At 50.0% G+C, this 16,753-nt stretch carries 19 protein-coding genes; 16 read left to right on the forward strand and 3 right to left on the reverse strand.

What is annotated here, in order from left to right; all coding sequences use genetic code 11:
* Positions 1-20: 20 nt before the first annotated feature.
* From BLR09_RS22730 to BLR09_RS22795, 14 genes are all read left to right on the forward strand, one after another.
* On the forward strand, positions 21-1,061 hold the full coding sequence (locus tag BLR09_RS22730; RefSeq protein ID WP_093208119.1) for a toxin-antitoxin system YwqK family antitoxin: 1,041 nt from the start codon (positions 21-23) through the stop codon (positions 1,059-1,061).
* Between the two features lie 5 nt (positions 1,062-1,066).
* Positions 1,067-1,540, forward strand: a complete 474-nt coding sequence (locus BLR09_RS22735; RefSeq protein WP_093208120.1) for a YdeI/OmpD-associated family protein — start codon at positions 1,067-1,069, stop codon at positions 1,538-1,540.
* A 134-nt stretch (positions 1,541-1,674) separates the two neighbouring features.
* Entirely contained in the window at positions 1,675-2,235 is a 561-nt protein-coding gene (locus tag BLR09_RS22740; protein ID WP_093208122.1) for a YceD family protein, read from the forward strand.
* Positions 2,236-2,300: 65 nt separating this feature from the next.
* Entirely contained in the window at positions 2,301-2,495 is a 195-nt protein-coding gene (gene rpmF, locus BLR09_RS22745; RefSeq protein ID WP_093208123.1) for a 50S ribosomal protein L32, read from the forward strand.
* Between the two features lie 154 nt (positions 2,496-2,649).
* Positions 2,650-3,585, forward strand: coding sequence for a phosphate acyltransferase PlsX (plsX, locus tag BLR09_RS22750; RefSeq protein ID WP_093208125.1), 936 nt, complete (start codon positions 2,650-2,652; stop codon positions 3,583-3,585).
* A gap of 61 nt (positions 3,586-3,646) precedes the next feature.
* Entirely contained in the window at positions 3,647-4,633 is a 987-nt protein-coding gene (locus tag BLR09_RS22755; protein ID WP_093208126.1) for a beta-ketoacyl-ACP synthase III, read from the forward strand.
* 161 nt (positions 4,634-4,794) lie between these two features.
* A complete protein-coding gene (efp, locus tag BLR09_RS22760; protein WP_093208128.1) occupies positions 4,795-5,358 on the forward strand; it encodes an elongation factor P in 564 nt (187 codons plus the stop codon).
* Between the two features lie 36 nt (positions 5,359-5,394).
* Positions 5,395-5,859 (forward strand): acetyl-CoA carboxylase biotin carboxyl carrier protein, encoded by a 465-nt coding sequence (gene accB, locus BLR09_RS22765; RefSeq protein ID WP_093208129.1) that lies wholly within the window; start codon positions 5,395-5,397, stop codon positions 5,857-5,859.
* Between the two features lie 48 nt (positions 5,860-5,907).
* A complete protein-coding gene (gene accC, locus BLR09_RS22770) occupies positions 5,908-7,248 on the forward strand; it encodes an acetyl-CoA carboxylase biotin carboxylase subunit (protein WP_093208131.1) in 1,341 nt (446 codons plus the stop codon).
* A gap of 135 nt (positions 7,249-7,383) precedes the next feature.
* Complete coding sequence (locus tag BLR09_RS22775) at positions 7,384-8,823, forward strand: amino acid permease (RefSeq protein WP_093208132.1); 1,440 nt, start codon at positions 7,384-7,386, stop codon at positions 8,821-8,823.
* A 96-nt stretch (positions 8,824-8,919) separates the two neighbouring features.
* On the forward strand, positions 8,920-9,939 hold the full coding sequence (locus tag BLR09_RS22780) for a hypothetical protein (RefSeq protein WP_143011194.1): 1,020 nt from the start codon (positions 8,920-8,922) through the stop codon (positions 9,937-9,939).
* A gap of 10 nt (positions 9,940-9,949) precedes the next feature.
* Entirely contained in the window at positions 9,950-10,924 is a 975-nt protein-coding gene (locus tag BLR09_RS22785) for a hypothetical protein (protein WP_093208135.1), read from the forward strand.
* 15 nt (positions 10,925-10,939) lie between these two features.
* On the forward strand, positions 10,940-11,935 hold the full coding sequence (locus BLR09_RS22790; protein ID WP_093208137.1) for a hypothetical protein: 996 nt from the start codon (positions 10,940-10,942) through the stop codon (positions 11,933-11,935).
* Between the two features lie 14 nt (positions 11,936-11,949).
* The gene (locus BLR09_RS22795) at positions 11,950-12,936 is read left to right on the forward strand and encodes a hypothetical protein (RefSeq protein ID WP_143011195.1); all 987 of its coding nucleotides are present in this window, start codon (positions 11,950-11,952) and stop codon (positions 12,934-12,936) included.
* Positions 12,937-13,101: 165 nt separating this feature from the next.
* Here BLR09_RS22795 and rocD read toward each other — a convergent pair whose 3' ends face one another.
* Positions 13,102-14,331, reverse strand: coding sequence for an ornithine--oxo-acid transaminase (gene rocD / locus BLR09_RS22800; RefSeq protein ID WP_093208140.1), 1,230 nt, complete (start codon positions 14,329-14,331; stop codon positions 13,102-13,104).
* 69 nt (positions 14,332-14,400) lie between these two features.
* The gene (locus BLR09_RS25605; protein ID WP_176785644.1) at positions 14,401-14,565 is read right to left on the reverse strand and encodes a hypothetical protein; all 165 of its coding nucleotides are present in this window, start codon (positions 14,563-14,565) and stop codon (positions 14,401-14,403) included.
* Between the two features lie 152 nt (positions 14,566-14,717).
* Here BLR09_RS25605 and BLR09_RS22805 point away from each other — a divergent pair, with 152 nt between their 5' ends.
* The gene (locus BLR09_RS22805; RefSeq protein ID WP_093208197.1) at positions 14,718-15,563 is read left to right on the forward strand and encodes an N-acetylglucosamine kinase; all 846 of its coding nucleotides are present in this window, start codon (positions 14,718-14,720) and stop codon (positions 15,561-15,563) included.
* A 34-nt stretch (positions 15,564-15,597) separates the two neighbouring features.
* On the opposite strand, the gene BLR09_RS22810 is transcribed toward BLR09_RS22805, so the two are convergent.
* Positions 15,598-16,044: an RrF2 family transcriptional regulator gene (locus BLR09_RS22810; RefSeq protein ID WP_093208141.1), complete on the reverse strand. Its 447-nt coding sequence runs from the start codon at positions 16,042-16,044 to the stop codon at positions 15,598-15,600.
* Between the two features lie 362 nt (positions 16,045-16,406).
* Between BLR09_RS22810 and rpmH the strand changes: the two genes are divergently transcribed.
* Entirely contained in the window at positions 16,407-16,565 is a 159-nt protein-coding gene (gene rpmH / locus BLR09_RS22815) for a 50S ribosomal protein L34 (protein WP_093208143.1), read from the forward strand.
* The last annotated feature ends 188 nt before the right edge of the window (positions 16,566-16,753 follow it).

Consider the following 16,753-nt stretch of genomic DNA (forward strand, 5'->3'; position numbering starts at 1 on the left):
TTCCAATCTGACCGACACGTATGCGACTCTTCACCACGGCCCTGCTGCTTGCCTTCGTCTGCCTCGGACGGACGGGTGCTTATGCCCAGGCCGATACGGCCCTGACCACGAGTAAGAAGCCGTTGATCGAAAAGAGCAACCGGAAGACGGTGCTGGACGAACTCAAGGAGAAGAAAGATAAAATCAAGGGTGCGCTCAGCAGTAAGGAAAACCTGAAAAAAGCAGCGGCTGAGGCGGTTTCTGCCGGCGCGGGCGCCTCTACGCCGCTCGGAGAGTTCAGTACCGACGAACTGCCGAAAGACCTGGGCCTGAAACTGAAGACCAGTCGCCGGAAAAACAGAAAGAAAAAGGTCAATAACTTTCTGCGGAACGATTACGAAGGTATTGCCGTCACCCGTATTTCAAACCGGCTGGGGTCGGGCGATAATGTGACCGTTGAAGATTTCTTCGTACTGAAAACCTATCAGCAACCGAGCCCGCTGGTCCGGGACGTCTACTGGTTCGACTACCGCGCGCACCGGATTCTGGCGACACCCATCAAGGATAAAAACTACGCGCAGATTTTGCACGGCCCTTACCGCCGGTTCAAGGGAGAACACCTGGAAGAAGAAGGGTTTTACTACCTCGGAGCTAAACACGGCCGCTGGGAAAAATATGGCCGCGACCCGGACGGAGACGAAGGGCTGATCGACAAGCAGGTATATGACAAGGGTTTCCCGGGAGAGTCGGTTATTACGTATTACGACGACGCACATACGAAAGTAAAGGAGATCGTTCCGAAGATGTTCGGGAAGTATACCGGGCTCTACCGCTCGTTTTATGAAGGTGGTCAGCTGAAGGAGGAAGGAGAGATGGACGATTCCGTCAAAGTAAAAATCTGGCGGGAATACTATCAGTTCGGGTCCGGCGGGCGCACGAAGAAAGACACGCAGTATGGCCGCACGAAGTACGAAGAAACAGAACCGTTAGTACTGCGCGAGTACGACAACAAAGGCAAGCTCATCTACGAATACAAAGGAAAAGCGAAGAAGGAAGAGGAGCCGGCGGCCGAACGTTTCTGACCGGAATGGAATCTTTTTCGAAAGTAAACCCAATCTGCTTTGACAGTGTCCTGGACCGGCTCGAAGACCGGGGAGGGCTGCATTTTGTCGCTGTTCCGGCGGAAATAGCTCAACAGGTGAAACAATCCGGGCATTCCCGCCTGGTCTGTACCCTCAATCACCTGCTCGATTTTCATTGTGCGATACAGTCAGATGGTCAGGGAGGATTTTTCATCCTGGTCGGGACGGATATCCGGCGAAAACTGAAACTGGCCGTCGGGCAGCGACTGTCCCTGTCCCTTATACCGGATACAAGCGAGTTCGGACGGCCCATGCCGGAAGAATTTCAGGCGGTGCTGGATACGGACGACGAAGGCCGGCGGCTGTTTCTGGAACTGAAGCCCAGCATGCAGCGGAATATACTGTATTGGGTGAGTTCGGCGAAGTCGGTCGACAAGCGCATCGAACGTTCTCTTGAAATGATCCGGCGGTTAAAGTAGCGGATCTGCCTGTTTCCGGAGCGGGAGAATAGCATGGAAATACATCCTTTCCAGGCTGTTGAGAAAAAATGAGTTTTGTACTTTTGTAAAAATCAGGAGATTGGCCTAACTTTGCGAGCCTTTTTGACGCCAGTATGCTTAACTCGAAAGAACTGAGAAAGTACGACATTGAGATCGTCCAGCTCGAAAACAAGCATTACGACTTTGAATTCGAGGGGGGAGAGGCGTTTTTTGCGGCCCTGGATCAGGAATTAATCCGTAAAGGAGCGTTCCGGGCGAAGGTAGGTCTGGACAAGTCATCGACGATGATCCAGCTTTCGTTCGACATCGAAGGAACGTATGAACTGATTTGTGACCGTAGCCTGGACCCGTTCGACGAGCCATTCCGGGCAAAGGAAAAGATGATTCTGAAATTCGGGGACAGGAACGAAGTACTGTCCGATGAAATCGAGATCATCACCTGGGAAACGACGACCATCAATGTGGCCCGGTACCTGTTCGACTTTATTGGTCTGACAGTTCCCATGAAAAAGCTTCATCCCCGGTTCCGGAAACCGGAGGAAGAGGAAGAAGAGGAGGAGGATCAGACGCTCGTCTATTCGTCGGCCAAGCCGGACGAGGAGACGGAGCCGGAAGTAGATCCCCGCTGGGCGGCGCTTCAGCAACTGAAGAATGGCCGGAGCAAGGATCAGTGAATCGAAAAACTACGAAAAACAACAAACGGCCTCGTCTTGTATGAGGCTCCTAATTAAGAAAAACAATGGCACACCCTAAACGCCGTCACTCCAGCACCCGTCGCGATAAACGCCGTACGCACGATAACCTGACTGTAAAGCAACTCGCAACGGACGCAACTACGGGCGAAGTACACCTGTACCACCGCGCACACGTACACGAAGGCAACCTGTATTACCGTGGTAAACTGGTAGTAGAAAACTACAAAGCGAACGCCTAAATGCGGGCTTCGGGAATGGTTAATTGTTAATGGTTCAGTGAAAATGAGACTTTTGTGGAAGCACGGAAGCTCTTTCAGTCGAACGATTAGCAATTAACCATTCGTTTTTTTGGCGAATGCCTTATTTTTGCCCGCCACCAAACTGGTTAGCTTAATGAAGATTGCAGTTGACGCCATGGGCGGTGATTTCGCTCCCCATGCGATAGTTGAAGGTGCGTTGCTGGTTTCACCGGAATTGCCGGAGCAGGTGACGGTCGTACTTGTCGGAGACCAGGCGGCAATTCAGGAAGTGCTGGGCGACCGGCCGCTTCCAGGCAACATAGAAATTGTACATACATCCGAAGTGATTCTGATGGGGGAACACCCCACCAAGGCACTTGCCCAGAAACCGAATTCGAGCATCAGCGTCGGGTTCCGGCTGCTGAAAGAACAGGCCATTGATGTGTTCTGTTCGGCCGGAAATACGGGAGCTATGCACGTTGGCGCGCTCTTCAGCGTCAAGTCGGTGGAAGGGATCATGCGTCCCGCGATTGTCGGCTTTGCGCCGCAGGTTTCGGGTCAGTTTGCCGTTCTTCTCGATATTGGCGCCAATGCCGACTGCAAGCCGGAAATGCTGGATCAGTTTGGGGAAATCGGTTCGATTTACGCAAAATATACCCTCGGGATTCCGAATCCCCGGGTGGCTCTCATCAACATCGGCGAAGAAGAGCAGAAGGGATCGCTCGTGGTTCAGGCTGCCTATCAGCTGATGAAGGTGAACAAGAAATATAATTTTGTCGGTAACCTGGAAGGGAAAGACTTCTTCACCGATAAGACGGACGTCATTGTCTGTGACGGATTTACCGGCAACGTGATCCTCAAAATGGCGGAATCGGTGTATGAAATCCTGAAATCACGGGGTGTAAACGACGAATTCCTGAGCCACATGAATTACGAGGCCATCGGCGGAAGCCCGATCCTCGGATTGAACGGAAATGTGATGATCGCCCATGGGATTTCCTCTCCGCTGGCGATTAAGAATATGATCCTTCTGGCGAAACGTCAGGTTGAATCGGAAGTTTACCTGAAGATCAAGCAAGCGTTAAGTTAAGCAAAGACACGGGGCAAAAGGCATTACTGGTCTTTTGCCCCGTGTCTTATGCCCAATGCATATGAAAATCACTGCAGCAATCACGGGCGTCCATGGATACGTGCCCGATTATGTGTTGACGAACGAGGAGCTTTCTACCATGGTTGATACGTCCGATGAGTGGATTACCAGTCGGACAGGTATCAAGGAACGCCGGATTCTGAAGGGCGAGGGGCGCGGAACCTCCGAAATGGGTATTCAGGCAGTGAAAGGCCTGCTGGAAAAGACCAATACCCGTCCGGAAGACATCGACCTGCTTTTGTGTGCAACGGTGACGCCTGATTTCGTCTTCCCGGCTACGGCCAACCTGATCGCTGCAGGCGCCGGCCTCGGACATACCCCGAGCTTCGATCTCGGAGCGGCCTGCTCCGGGTTTTTGTATGCGCTCACGGTAGGTTCCCAGTTTATCGAAAGCGGGAAATACCGGAGAGTCATTGTGGTAGGCGCCGACAAGATGTCGTCTATTGTGGATTACCAGGATCGTACGACCTGTGTACTCTTCGGCGACGGCGCAGGTGCCGTATTGCTGGAACCGTCTGCCGACGGGTTCGGCATCTGCGACTCCCGCCTCTATTCCGATGGCACCGGTGTGCAGCACCTCTACCAGAAAGCCGGCGGAAGCAAATACCCCCCTAGCCTGGAGACGATACAGAACCGCGAGCACTTTGCCCGTCAGGAAGGCCAGGCTGTGTTCAAGTTTGCTGTCGTCCGCATGGCAGAAGCCGCTGCGGAAATCATGGAGCGGAATAACCTCACCGGCGACGACGTCGCCTGGCTGGTGCCACACCAGGCCAACAAGCGGATCATCGACGCAACCGCGAGCCGGATGGGTATCGGCCCCGAAAAGGTCATGCTCAACATCCACAAATACGGCAATACCACCGCAGCAACCATACCCCTGTGCCTCTGGGACTACGAAAGCCGGATCAAGAAGGGGGATAACCTCGTTCTGGCGGCCTTCGGCGGCGGCTTCACCTGGGGTGCTGCCTACGTAAAATGGGGTATTTAACTGCCTGACCGTACGGTATTTATCGGCAAATGCCGTACCTTTTCCACCCGACCGACCCTTTCTCCGAAAAGCCATTCCTCCCGGATGGCAGTGAAGGAGCCTCCAAATAAAAATCGTTTGATACTCCGGCGACGGAGTGCCGGACAAAAACAATACACCCAATGGCAACGACCGCAGATATCAAAAACGGCCTGGTCATCAATCACAATAACGACCTGTTCCAAATCGTCGAATTCCTCCACGTGAAGCCTGGCAAAGGCCCTGCTTTCGTTCGGACGAAGCTCCGCAACCTGACAACAGGACGTGTCATCGACAATACCTTTAACTCGGGCGTGTCCATCTATCCGGTTCGGGTAGAGCGCCGGACGTTCCAGTTCCTCTACAAGGACGAGACCGGTTTCAACTTCATGGATACGGAAACATTTGATCAGATCCTGCTCGACGAGAAGATTGTCGAAGGCGCTGACCTGATGAAGGAAGGCCAGAACGTTGAGATCCTCATCAACACCGAAACGGAAGCGCCGCTGACGATGGAGCTGCCTCCGTTTGTGGAACTGGAAGTTACCTATGCCGAGCCGGGAATCCGTGGCGATACCGCCAACTCTCCCAAGAAGCCCGTCGAAGTAGAAACCGGCGCCAAAATCATGGTACCGCTTTTCATCGAGCAGGGAGAAAAAATCCGCATCGACACCCGGAGCTACGACTACGTTGAACGGGTCAAATAAGCCCCCAGGCAGACTGAAAAAACCAAAAAACATCGTATGGAAACCAGAGACATTCAACGCCTCCTTGATTTCATTGCCCAATCGGGACTGGATGAAGTAAATATTGAAACGAACGAGCTGAAAATCAGCGTCAAAAGATATGCCGGGACGGCTATTGCACCTGTTGCTGCTGCTCCGGTGGCGCAGATCGCTGCGCCGGCTCCCGTTGCCGCTGCCCCGGCTGCTGCCCCGGTCGCCGCTGCGGAAGCGCCTGCTGCCAACCTCATCACGGTTAAGTCGCCGATGATCGGAACGTTCTACCGGTCCGGAAGCCCGGAAGCTCCTGCTTTCGTTGAAATCGGTTCTGAAATCAAGCCGGGCAAGGTACTCTGCGTCATCGAAGCCATGAAACTCTTCAACGAAATCGAATCGGAAGTATCCGGCCGTATCGTGAAAGTCCTCGTGGAAAACGCAACGCCGGTCGAATTCGACCAGCCGCTGTTCCTGGTAGAACCTGCGTGAATTTAGGGTTACCTCGAAGCGCTTGTTACGGACCCTAATCAAACCAAGATGTTCAAGAAAATACTGATCGCCAACCGTGGCGAAATCGCCCTCCGGATCATTCGTACCTGCCGGGAAATGGGCATCAAAACGGTGGCTGTATATTCGACGGCAGACCGCGACAGCCTCCACGTTCGCTTTGCCGACGAGGCCGTTTGTATCGGCCCGGCGCCCAGCCGTCAGTCATACCTGAGTATCCCGAACCTGATTTCTGCCGCTGAAGTAACCGGCGCAGACGCCATTCACCCGGGATACGGATTCCTCTCCGAAAACGCGGAGTTCTCCCGCATTTGCCAGGAGTACGGTATCAAATTCATCGGGGCTACTCCCGAGCAGATCAATTCCATGGGCGACAAGGCCACGGCGAAGGCGACGATGAAAGCTGCCGGCGTGCCTGTTATCCCCGGTTCAGACGGCCTTCTGGATTCGCTCGAGCAGGGAATTGAACTTGCCAGAGGCATTTATCCCGTCATCATCAAGGCCACTGCCGGCGGCGGCGGCCGGGGAATGCGGGTAATCCGCGAAGAAGCGGAGTTCGAGAAAGCCTGGAACGACGCCCGTACGGAGTCGCTTGCCGCTTTCGGTAACGACGGCCTCTACATGGAGAAGTTCGTCGAAGAACCCCGCCACATTGAAATCCAGATCGTTGGCGACCAGTTCGGACGGGTGTGTCACCTGTCAGAGCGGGATTGCTCCATTCAGCGCCGCCACCAGAAGCTGGTGGAAGAGACGCCGTCTCCGATCATCACGCCTGAAATGCGTGAGAAAATGGGTGAAGCCGCTATCGCAGGCGCTTCCGCCATCGGATACGAAGGCGCCGGAACGATCGAGTTTCTGGTCGACAAGCACGGTAAGTTCTATTTCATGGAAATGAATACCCGTATTCAGGTAGAGCACCCGATTACGGAAGAAGTAACCGATTTCGACCTCATCAAGGAACAAATCAAGGTAGCGGCCGGCGTGCCTATCTCCGGTCAGAGCTACACCCCGAAACTCTTTGCGATGGAGTGCCGGATCAACGCCGAGGATCCCGGAAACAACTTCCGCCCGGCGCCCGGCAAGATCACCACGCTGCACCTGCCCGGCGGGCACGGTGTGCGGGTCGACAGCCACGTGTATGCAGGGTATACCATTCCCCCGAACTATGACTCGATGATCGCCAAGCTGATCGTATCGGGCCAGAGCCGGGAAGAAGTGATTACGCGGATGAAACGGGCTCTGTCCGAGTTCGTCATTGAAGGAGTGAAAACGACGATTCCGTTCCACCTCCGTCTCATGGATGATCCGAACTTCCAGGCCGGTCAGTTCACAACCCAGTTCCTGAATGATTTCGATTTCTCAGGACTGTAGGAAGTCTTCTTTTCCCTGAGCGGGCGGGCCGAAGGCCCGCCCGCTTTTTTTATGCCCGATGGATCACGCCGGGGACTTTGCCGGATGGCCTCAATCCGTATCTTTGTAACTTATCCTATCAAAAAGATAGACTAAATGAGTCGGATCAAGACCATCACTTCATTGCAAACAGAAGCGGCCGAGCAGGGCTCCGGTACGCTGAAAAGAACCCTCGGCAGCTGGAATCTCATCGCCATCGGGATCGGTGTCATCATCGGCGCCGGGCTTTTTTCCCTGACGGGTATCGCAGCGGCCAATCACTCCGGTCCGGCCGTCACCCTTTCGTTCCTCGTAGCAGCCGTAGGATGCGCCTTCAGTGCGCTCTGCTATGCGGAATTTGCCTCGATGGTACCGGTGGCCGGCAGCGCCTATACCTATGCTTACGCGACGATGGGGGAGTTTTTCGCCTGGATCATCGGTTGGGACCTAGTACTGGAGTATTCCGTCGGCGCCGCAACGGTCTCCATCAGCTGGTCACAATACCTGACGAAATTTCTCAGCGGGTATGGTATTCACCTGCCCGCCGCGTTTACGATGGGGCCTTTTGAACAGAAGGTACTGGAAGACGGCACTGCCGTGCAGGGGCTGATCAACCTCCCGGCTGTACTGATTGTGATACTCATCACAGCGATTATCATCCGGGGAACGAAAGGCTCGGCGTGGGTGAATGCCGTTATCGTAGTTATCAAAGTGGCTGTCGTACTGGTATTCATTGCCCTCGGCCTGAAGTACATTAATCCGGCCAACTATCATCCCTATATCCCGGAAAATACCGGAACCTTCGGCGAGTTTGGCTGGAGCGGTATTCTGCGCGGCGCCGGCGTGATCTTCTTCGTCTTCATCGGCTTCGATATTGTCGCGGCGATGGCCCAGGAGGCCCGTAATCCGCAGAAAACCATGCCGGTAGGTATTATCGGTTCCCTGGCGATCTGCACGGTATTGTTTGTGGTATTCGGTTTTGTGATGACGGGCATGGCAAACTACACCGAGTTCCGGAACAATGCCGCCCCCATCGCCGTAGCCATTGAAAAGACGCCCTATACCTGGCTCAGACAACTGATTATTCTCGGGATTCTGGTAGGATATACCTCTGTCATCATGGTCGATCTTCTGGGGCAATCGCGGGTGTTTTATTCGATGAGCAAAGACGGCCTCCTTCCGCCGGTATTCTCGAGCCTGCACCGGCAATTCCGGACGCCGTATAAGTCCAATATGCTGCTATGTCTGTTTATCTGCCTCTTTGCCGGATTTCTTCCGATTCAGGTTGTCGGGGAAATGGTCAGTATCGGAACACTGCTGGCGTTTGTCATGGTCTGCGCCGGAGTAATCGTCCTCCGGAAACGCCTGCCGGATGCGCACCGCCCGTTCCGGACGCCGTGGGTACCGCTCGTTCCGATTCTTGGTATCTTGACCTGCCTTGTAATGATGCTCTCCCTGCCGCTGGATACCTGGATTCGTCTCTTCGTCTGGCTGATTCTGGGCTTTGGCGTGTATTTTTTGTATGGAAAGAAGAAGAGTAAGCTGAGCGACAAATAGTTATATCTCTGGTTGATTAACATTTAAAAATAAATCTTTGCGAGTTAAGAAAAGCACATTAAGTTTGTACCATCCAATCCAGACAAAGTATCTAAAATGTTATCATTCTTTCGCGTTGCTAAGAGCTGTTTTGCTCTCTCAATTTCTTTTCTTTTATTTTCCTGTGGTCACGAGATATTGCAACCTGTTGTAAGCCAGGAAGATCTGACAATTTCGGGAGATCGTATTGCCTTCTCTTCAAGGGATCAATACCGACAGACTCTTGAAAAACTGTCAACTAAGGAAGGATACAAGGAGATTACTTCGAGATTAGAGAACAAAGGTTTTCGATCACTGAAATCCTATTTTAGAGAAAATAACTCTGATACTCTTCACTTTCCTTCTGAGATATACGAAATTCTCAACGAGAATCTTGAATACTCAATATCTGATACAATTTATCGATATGATGTATCAAGAAAGGTGAAATATGCATTTTCCAAAAACGAAACGGATGCTTATACAAAAGCAAAAAATGGCTTAAATCCCGGAGATAGATATATTTTTTCCCGTTTTAATAGCACGCCGGTCGAAATGAGATCCACAGGAGGAAGGGTTTCGATATCGGAAAAAGGGATCGATGCGAGGCATCAGAAGGAGTTTATGATCCATCAATATAACATGGGCAGTGCGAGTGGCCGCCGCAAATACGTACATGAGTTATGGGCATATTATGAGGCAAGCGGATTGCAAATGTCTTCGCAAGCGATAGTTGAAAGCTATCTATTCCTCCAAATAAAACTGGAAAAAAAAGCAAATACCGGATGGAATAATGCAACAGAGGCAAGGTATGTTTGGTGTAATATTTATGGAGATTCAGAAGTAATTACTAAGTCTAATCCTAATACATGGGATCCAGCGACAAATAAAACTACATTTAGATTTTCAGAAATGTTCCCGACGGTCGGTACTGTTAAACTGACTCTTCACAAGTTTACTTATATGTGGTGGTGGGAGGTTGGTGCAGAAACAATTAAGCATCAATTCTCTGTGGAAGTAAATGGATCTATCACTCAGGAGATAGTTGGTGGTATTCCTATGGATAGTTGGACAAATGAAGGATATCCGCTTTGGTAAATAAAATAACATGAAAAAAAGTATTTGCATTCTTGCATTTCTGTTTGCAACCCTCTGGACGTCTTGCCAAAAAAAATCAGATGAGCTAAGGACTGACAATTCAATATCGGTAATCGGCGGCAGATTGCGTTTTGCCAATGAGAAGCTTTTCAGAATGACGTTGATGGATCTATCTGATGCGAAGAGATCGAAAATCACCAAGTCGCTTTTACCGGAAAATTTTGAATCTATTGGAAAACAGGTCGAGGTGGCGGGAAGGGATACGCTTCCTTTTCCTGCATGCTATTACCCAGTATTGAATTCCAACATGGAGTATCAGGTTGCAGACACAATTTTTCGATACGATCTAACGAAGAGAGTAAAGTATGCCATTCCTTCTTCAGATATGTCTGAATTTGAGAATAATGAAATCGGACGAGATAAATATGTTGTTGCTCAATTTTCTTCAAATGTTTTGCAGATGCCGGCCAGCAAATCGGGAAGATCATATCTCACTAATATTGAGATAGATGCCAGACATCAGAAGGAATTTTATCTGGAGCAATATAATGGTCTGCCTGCACAGGGTAGGCGAAAATACGTCCATGAACTGGTTACTTATCAAGAGATTATGCTTGTGGGAAACAGGGTTGTAGTTGCATACTTGGATCTGCGGATTAAGCTTGAATCTAAGGCTAGAACCGGATGGGATCCGACGAATGAAGCTCGGCATATATCCTATTCTCTTACAGGCGAAACAAAAGTGCTAACAAGTTCGTCACCTTCTACTTGGTATCCTCAAAATAATCAGAATAATATCAATATTAACGATGTTATAGTTAGTTTTAGTGATTTAAAAATCCCTTTACAGCAGTTTTCTTATGCTATGGTTGGTAGTCAAGCGGGGCACTATTTTTCAGTGGAATTAAATGGATTTATTAGCCAACAGGTGAATGGAGATGTACCACAAAATGCTTGGATTAATAGTGGATATCCACTTTGGTAAAATATAAAATTTATTATGAAACAATACACATTCTTTTTGAGTATACTGCTGTTTTTTTTCTTGACTTCTTGCGAGAAAGAAGCTCTTTCCAATGAGGAAAATATTTCGGTAGTTAATGGTCGACTTGTTTTCTCTAGTAGTCGACAGTTTGAACAAACTCTTGGTCGCGTTTCAAAAATAGAAGATGAAGAAAAATTTCGGAAAAAGTTTCTGGAATCGGAGTTTACTTCTTTACGTAGTCTTGTTGCAAGGACAAAGAACGATACTTTTCCTTTTCCTTCTTGTTACTATAATTTGTTGAATTCAAACTTGGAATATCAGGTTGCGGATACTGTTTATCGATATGATATGTTGGAAAGAGTAAAATTTGCTATACCATTGAAAGAGCTAGATGAGTTTAAAAATATAGACACAAAAACAAGAAATAAGTATATAGTTGCTCGGTTCCAAATTGATTCTCCTACTACTACAAATAGTAAGTCTGGTAGGGTAACCATGAACGGAAATGCATTAGATGGACGACACCAAAAAGAATTTTTTCAAGAGAGATATCTTGAGAACGTAGTCAGAGGCAGACGAAAGTATGTTCACGAATTAATGACCTACTCTGAACGTATTATAGAATCTGGGTTGGTTATGCGGGTAAAATGTTATTCGTATTTATTGGTAAAGATGGAATGGATGTCGAGCTCAGGATGGAAAGACGCAGGAGAAATTAGGTATGTGACATTAAAAATTAATGGAGATTCTCATGTGTCGACAACGTCGGATCCAGTAGGATGGGTTGACCCCGTAGATTTGACTACCCCGGTTTCAAACAGAAAAGACTTTAGTTTTAATACACTTGCCATTGCCTCAGGAGTACACAAAATTGAACTTCAACGATTTTCTTATATTTCTCCATATCAAGACCATTATTTTAACATTACAGTTTCAGGCTCTATAGAGCAATTGGTAGTTGGAGATCTTCTGTCAAATTCTTGGAATAACACCGGAAACCCTCTCTGGTAAAATGGATTTATACAATGTCTAAGAAAACTATTTTTGTACCAGTCGTTTTTATTGTGCTTGCTTTTAGCTGCATGAAAGGTCAAGTCGAACCAGCATTGCAAGATATAAAGGTAGAAAACGAACGCTTAGTTTTTCGCAATAATTCTACATTCGATAACTTTGTCAAAGCCCTGCAGCGAAAGCAACCTGGTGACAGCCCGATGTCGCGCCATTCTGGTTTTGTATCGCTGGAACAGGTAATTAGGCAAAACACAACCGATACTTTGCCTTTTCCTGCTTATTTTTATTACTTTCTAAATAGTAGACTGGAATATCAGGTTGCGGATACCGTTTTTAAATATGATGTGACCAAGGGTATAAAGTATGGAGTTCCTGTAACGGAAGGTGCGGTCCTCAATAATTTGAACGATGGAACAGATATTGATCCAAAGTATATCAAGGCTCGCTTTGGGCTTTCAAGTAATGGGATTGTTTCCTCCAAGGGAGGCCGAGTTGGTATTGGAGCAGATGAGATCAATGCGAGATACCAGAATGAATTTCGTCAGATGAGTAACGGATCTACATTCGGCAGCAGAATGAAATTCGTTCACGAGCTTGTTACTTATTACGAAGACTTGGACCCGCAGATTGCGCCTAGACGCAACATTCTAAAAAGATATGTAGGTCATTTAATGCTCCGTATTAAGCTGGAATATTGGGGATCAGGCTGGAAACCTGCCAGTGAGTATCGCTATCTTACTTGCCATATTTGGGGGAATTCTAAGGCAGTCAAGATCGGTACAACCGGGACAATTGAGCAGAGTACTGTTAATTCTGATTTTGATTACAGTGACTATTCGATTATCAGATGGGATTATAAAATTCCTTTGCATCGGTTCGAGTATTCTTATTATGAGCCAAACCATTATTTTCTGGTTGAGGTGAATGGGAATATTAAACAACAAATTTTAGGAGATGATCCGTCAAATGAGTGGAATACCTCAGGTGCGCCTTTATGGTGATAAGGTTTAGATTTGTCAATATCTGAGCTAGAAGTTCAGGAAATTTTAGCGGAAACACGAAGAGTTCGATTTTCACTGGACTTTTCGTGTTTTTATTATGCTTGGATCAGATGTAAGTGATATGCAGATTTGGCACGTTTGAAGGTGAGGAGTATTCGGATCACCTTAGACATGTATCTTTTCGACTTCTTTTTCAATTATCGCACATGCCTCCTCCATCTGCCTTTCCGTTATCACCAGCGGCGGCGCGAACCGGATTTTATTTCCGTGCGTCGGCTTGGCCAGCAAGCCTTTTTTCATAAACGCCAGGCAGAGGTTCCAGGCGGCGTCACTTTCTTCTGAGTCATTGATAACCAGGGCGTTGAGCAGGCCTTTCCCGCGTACTTCCGTAATAAGGGGATTCACTGCTTTCAGCTGATTCATCCGGTCGCGGAAGAGCTGCCCCATTTTTTCGGCATTTTCAGCCAGTTGCTCATCCCGGATGACGTCGAGCGCCGCCATCGTCACGGCGCAGGCAAGCGGGTTGCCGCCATATGTGCTTCCGTGCTCACCGGGCCGGATGGTCAGCATGATCTCGTCGTCGGCTAACACACAGGAAACGGGGTAGGTACCTCCGGAAAGCGCCTTCCCGAGTACCAGGATATCAGGCCGTACGTCTTCGTGGTCGCAGGCGAGGCGGCGCCCGGTACGCCCGAGGCCGGTTTGTACTTCGTCTGCGATAAAAAGCACGTTGTAGCGGGTGCAAAGTTCCCTTACGCCACGAAGGTACCCTTCGTCAGGCACTACTACCCCGGCTTCTCCCTGAATCGGTTCGACCATGAAGCCTGCGATATGCGGATCAGCTGCAAAGGCAGCCTCCAGCGCCGCAAGGTCGTTGTAGGGAACGATCTCATACCCGGGCAAAAACGGACCGTAGTCATTCCGGCTGCTCGGATCGGTTGACGCCGAGATAGCCGCCAGCGTACGGCCCCAGAAATTCCCGGCGGCATATACCGTCTTCGCCTGCCCGTCAGGGATACCTTTCACCTTGTAGGCCCATTTCCGGGTGAGTTTGAGGGCTGTTTCTCCGCCTTCCACGCCGGAGTTCATCAGCAGGGCTTTGTCGTACCCGAAATAAGCGGAAAGGTACTGCTCGCATTCCCCGAGTTTGTCGGAATAGAACGCCCGGGAAGTAAGCGTAAGTCGCTGTGCCTGTTCGGTCAGGGCGGCGACAATCCGCGGGTGGCAATGCCCCTGATTGACAGCCGAATAGGCCGAGAGAAAGTCGAAGTAACGTTTTCCTTCGACATCCGTGACAAAAATGCCCTCGCCGCGGGTGAGTACCACGGGCAGAGGGTGATAGTTATGCGCGCCGTACTTGTCTTCAAGCGCGATGGCATGCTGGGTAGCGTTCATAGCAGGAAATAGGAAAAGAAACCCGTGAAGGAGTATTCACCGGAAAAACAACCAAAACACAAACAGGGCCTAAATGCCGCTGGCGGTGGCGATGACGTACAGAAGCTGGTCGGATGACGTCCGGATGCGGTGAAGCTGACAGAAATGCCCGTATACGGCACCGGCTGTCGCGGTCCGGCGTGATTTGGCCGGGTCGAGCAGGTAAGAGTTCCGGTGACGGTGCTGATTTTGCATAGCAATACGGTGTCGGAAGCAAGGTACGAAAAAGAGCCGGAACCGGCAATGCACACCCTGGCTGCGGTTTTTTGCAGGAATATGCCGGAGTATGGCAATTATCTCCTTTTGCCGCTGTAAACTTGGAGTCTGAAACAACAAAAGGACAGCACGTGCAACTGATTGCAGATAGCGGGTCGACGAAAACAGACTGGCGGCTCCTCGGAGCCGACGGGTCCGTCTCTCAGGCCCGCACCGTAGGATTCAATCCTTATTTCCAGACCCGGGAGGCGATTTCGGCCGAAATCGCTGACAAACTTAAACCGCTAGTGACCGAGCCCGTCACCGACGTCTACTTCTACGGAACCGGTATCAACAATGCCGCAAAGGCAGAGGTCGTTGCTGAAAGCATCCAGGCCGTTTTCCCGGAAGCCGGCCATATCGAAGCCCATTCGGATATGCTCGGCGCCGCGCGTGCGCTTTGCGGGCACGATGCCGGTATCGCCTGTATTCTCGGCACCGGCTCCAATACCTGTTTTGTGGAAGACGGAGATATTACCTTTAAAGTAGATACGCTGGGTTTCTGGCTCGGCGATGAAGGCAGCGGCGGGTACCTCGGCAGAACGCTGGTACAGGCGTTTCTGCACAAGGAAATGCCGGAGGATCTGTATCAGAAGTTTCACAAGCGGTATCCGGACGTCAACCGGGATACGGTACTGGAAAACGCCTATCAGAAACCGTATCCAAACCGGTATTTCGCTTCGTTTTCCAAGTTTTTGTTCGACAACCGGACGCATGCGTTTGCCTACGGCCTGGTGGTGCGCAACTTCGAAATCTTCTTTGAAAAGTACGTGGAAAAGTACCCGGACTGCCGGAAGTACAAGGTTCACTTCACCGGATCCGTCGCCTTTTACTATTCCGACATACTTCGCCGGGTGGCGCAGGAAAGAGGGATTACGGTAGGAGTTGTCATGGAAACGCCGATTGCCGGCCTGACGCTGTATCACCAGACTGCGTAACAAAAAAGGAAGACGCTTGCGTCTTCCTTTTTAATCAGGCAACTCCCGGTGTTTCGAGGTTCACCGCTCCGACGAGCAGGTCGGCGATGGTTGTTTGCTCAAGTACCGTCAGGTTGGCGTCGCGCCATTTGCGCATCACATTCCGGAGGGTGCAGGTGTGCTCATCGGCGCAGTCATCACATTTCCCGTAAAAGTAGAGCGACACACACAAGGTGGGAGAAATCGGCCCGTCGATGATCCGGAGTACCTTCGCGAAGTTGACTTCTTCGGGCGGCAGCCGGAGCATGTAGCCTCCTCCCTTGCCTTTCTGACTCTGAAGAATACCGTGGTTGCGAAGGTCCAGCAAAATGGCCTCCAGAAACTTCTTCGGGATCTTTTCCTGCTCGGCGATGTACGAGATCAGCACCGGCTTCTGGCTTCCGAATTCCTGGGCAAGTACTTTCAGTGCTTTAAGGGCGTATTTGGCTTTTTTGGAAATCATAGAGATGAAGTAACCCGTCTAATTGGCGTGAATCTACAAAAACTTTATCATTTCTATCGTTTACCTAGGAGAGAAGACCAATTGACTGTCAATCAGGTAAGTGATGCTATAGACGTGAACGAAGGGCAAAACAAGCCATTCTTCCCGTAAAACGCAACAGGCTGGCAGGGCAGGCCTTCTCTGTAGTGACCAACACCGGAACGGTTAAAAAAAATCCCTTTTTTCAGATAGACAGCTTGTTAATCGGATTTTTATGGCTAATTTTGCCGCTCGATTCTGAAAAAATGCGTAATCCGTTGTTGTCCTGAAGCGCAACGGTGCGTAAGGACAACAGGTAAAGATAAACAATCAATCACTCGGCAATGAAAAGGACTTTCCAACCGTCGAACCGCAAGCGCCGCAACAAGCATGGCTTCCGTGAGCGGATGAGTACTCCGAACGGACGTCGTGTGCTGGCCGCTCGTCGCGCACGTGGTCGCTGGAAACTTACTGTCTCTGACGAAAAGCGTCACAAGCAATAGTAAGTTAAGACCAATAAAAAAAGCCTCCTTCACGGAGGCTTTTTTTATTGGTCTTAACTTAGGCAGAGGGCCGGGGGCATGGGGCCGCGGATAACTACCCGCACAAGCCTGACCCCGAAGGGGTCTAACCCCATTAACCCCGGGCGCAGCCCGGGGGCTCGCCCGGAAGGCGGGCGAGACAGCCTCTT

The organism is Siphonobacter aquaeclarae (assembly GCF_900103285.1).
GTDB classification, from domain to species: Bacteria; Bacteroidota; Bacteroidia; order Cytophagales; family Spirosomataceae; genus Siphonobacter; species Siphonobacter aquaeclarae.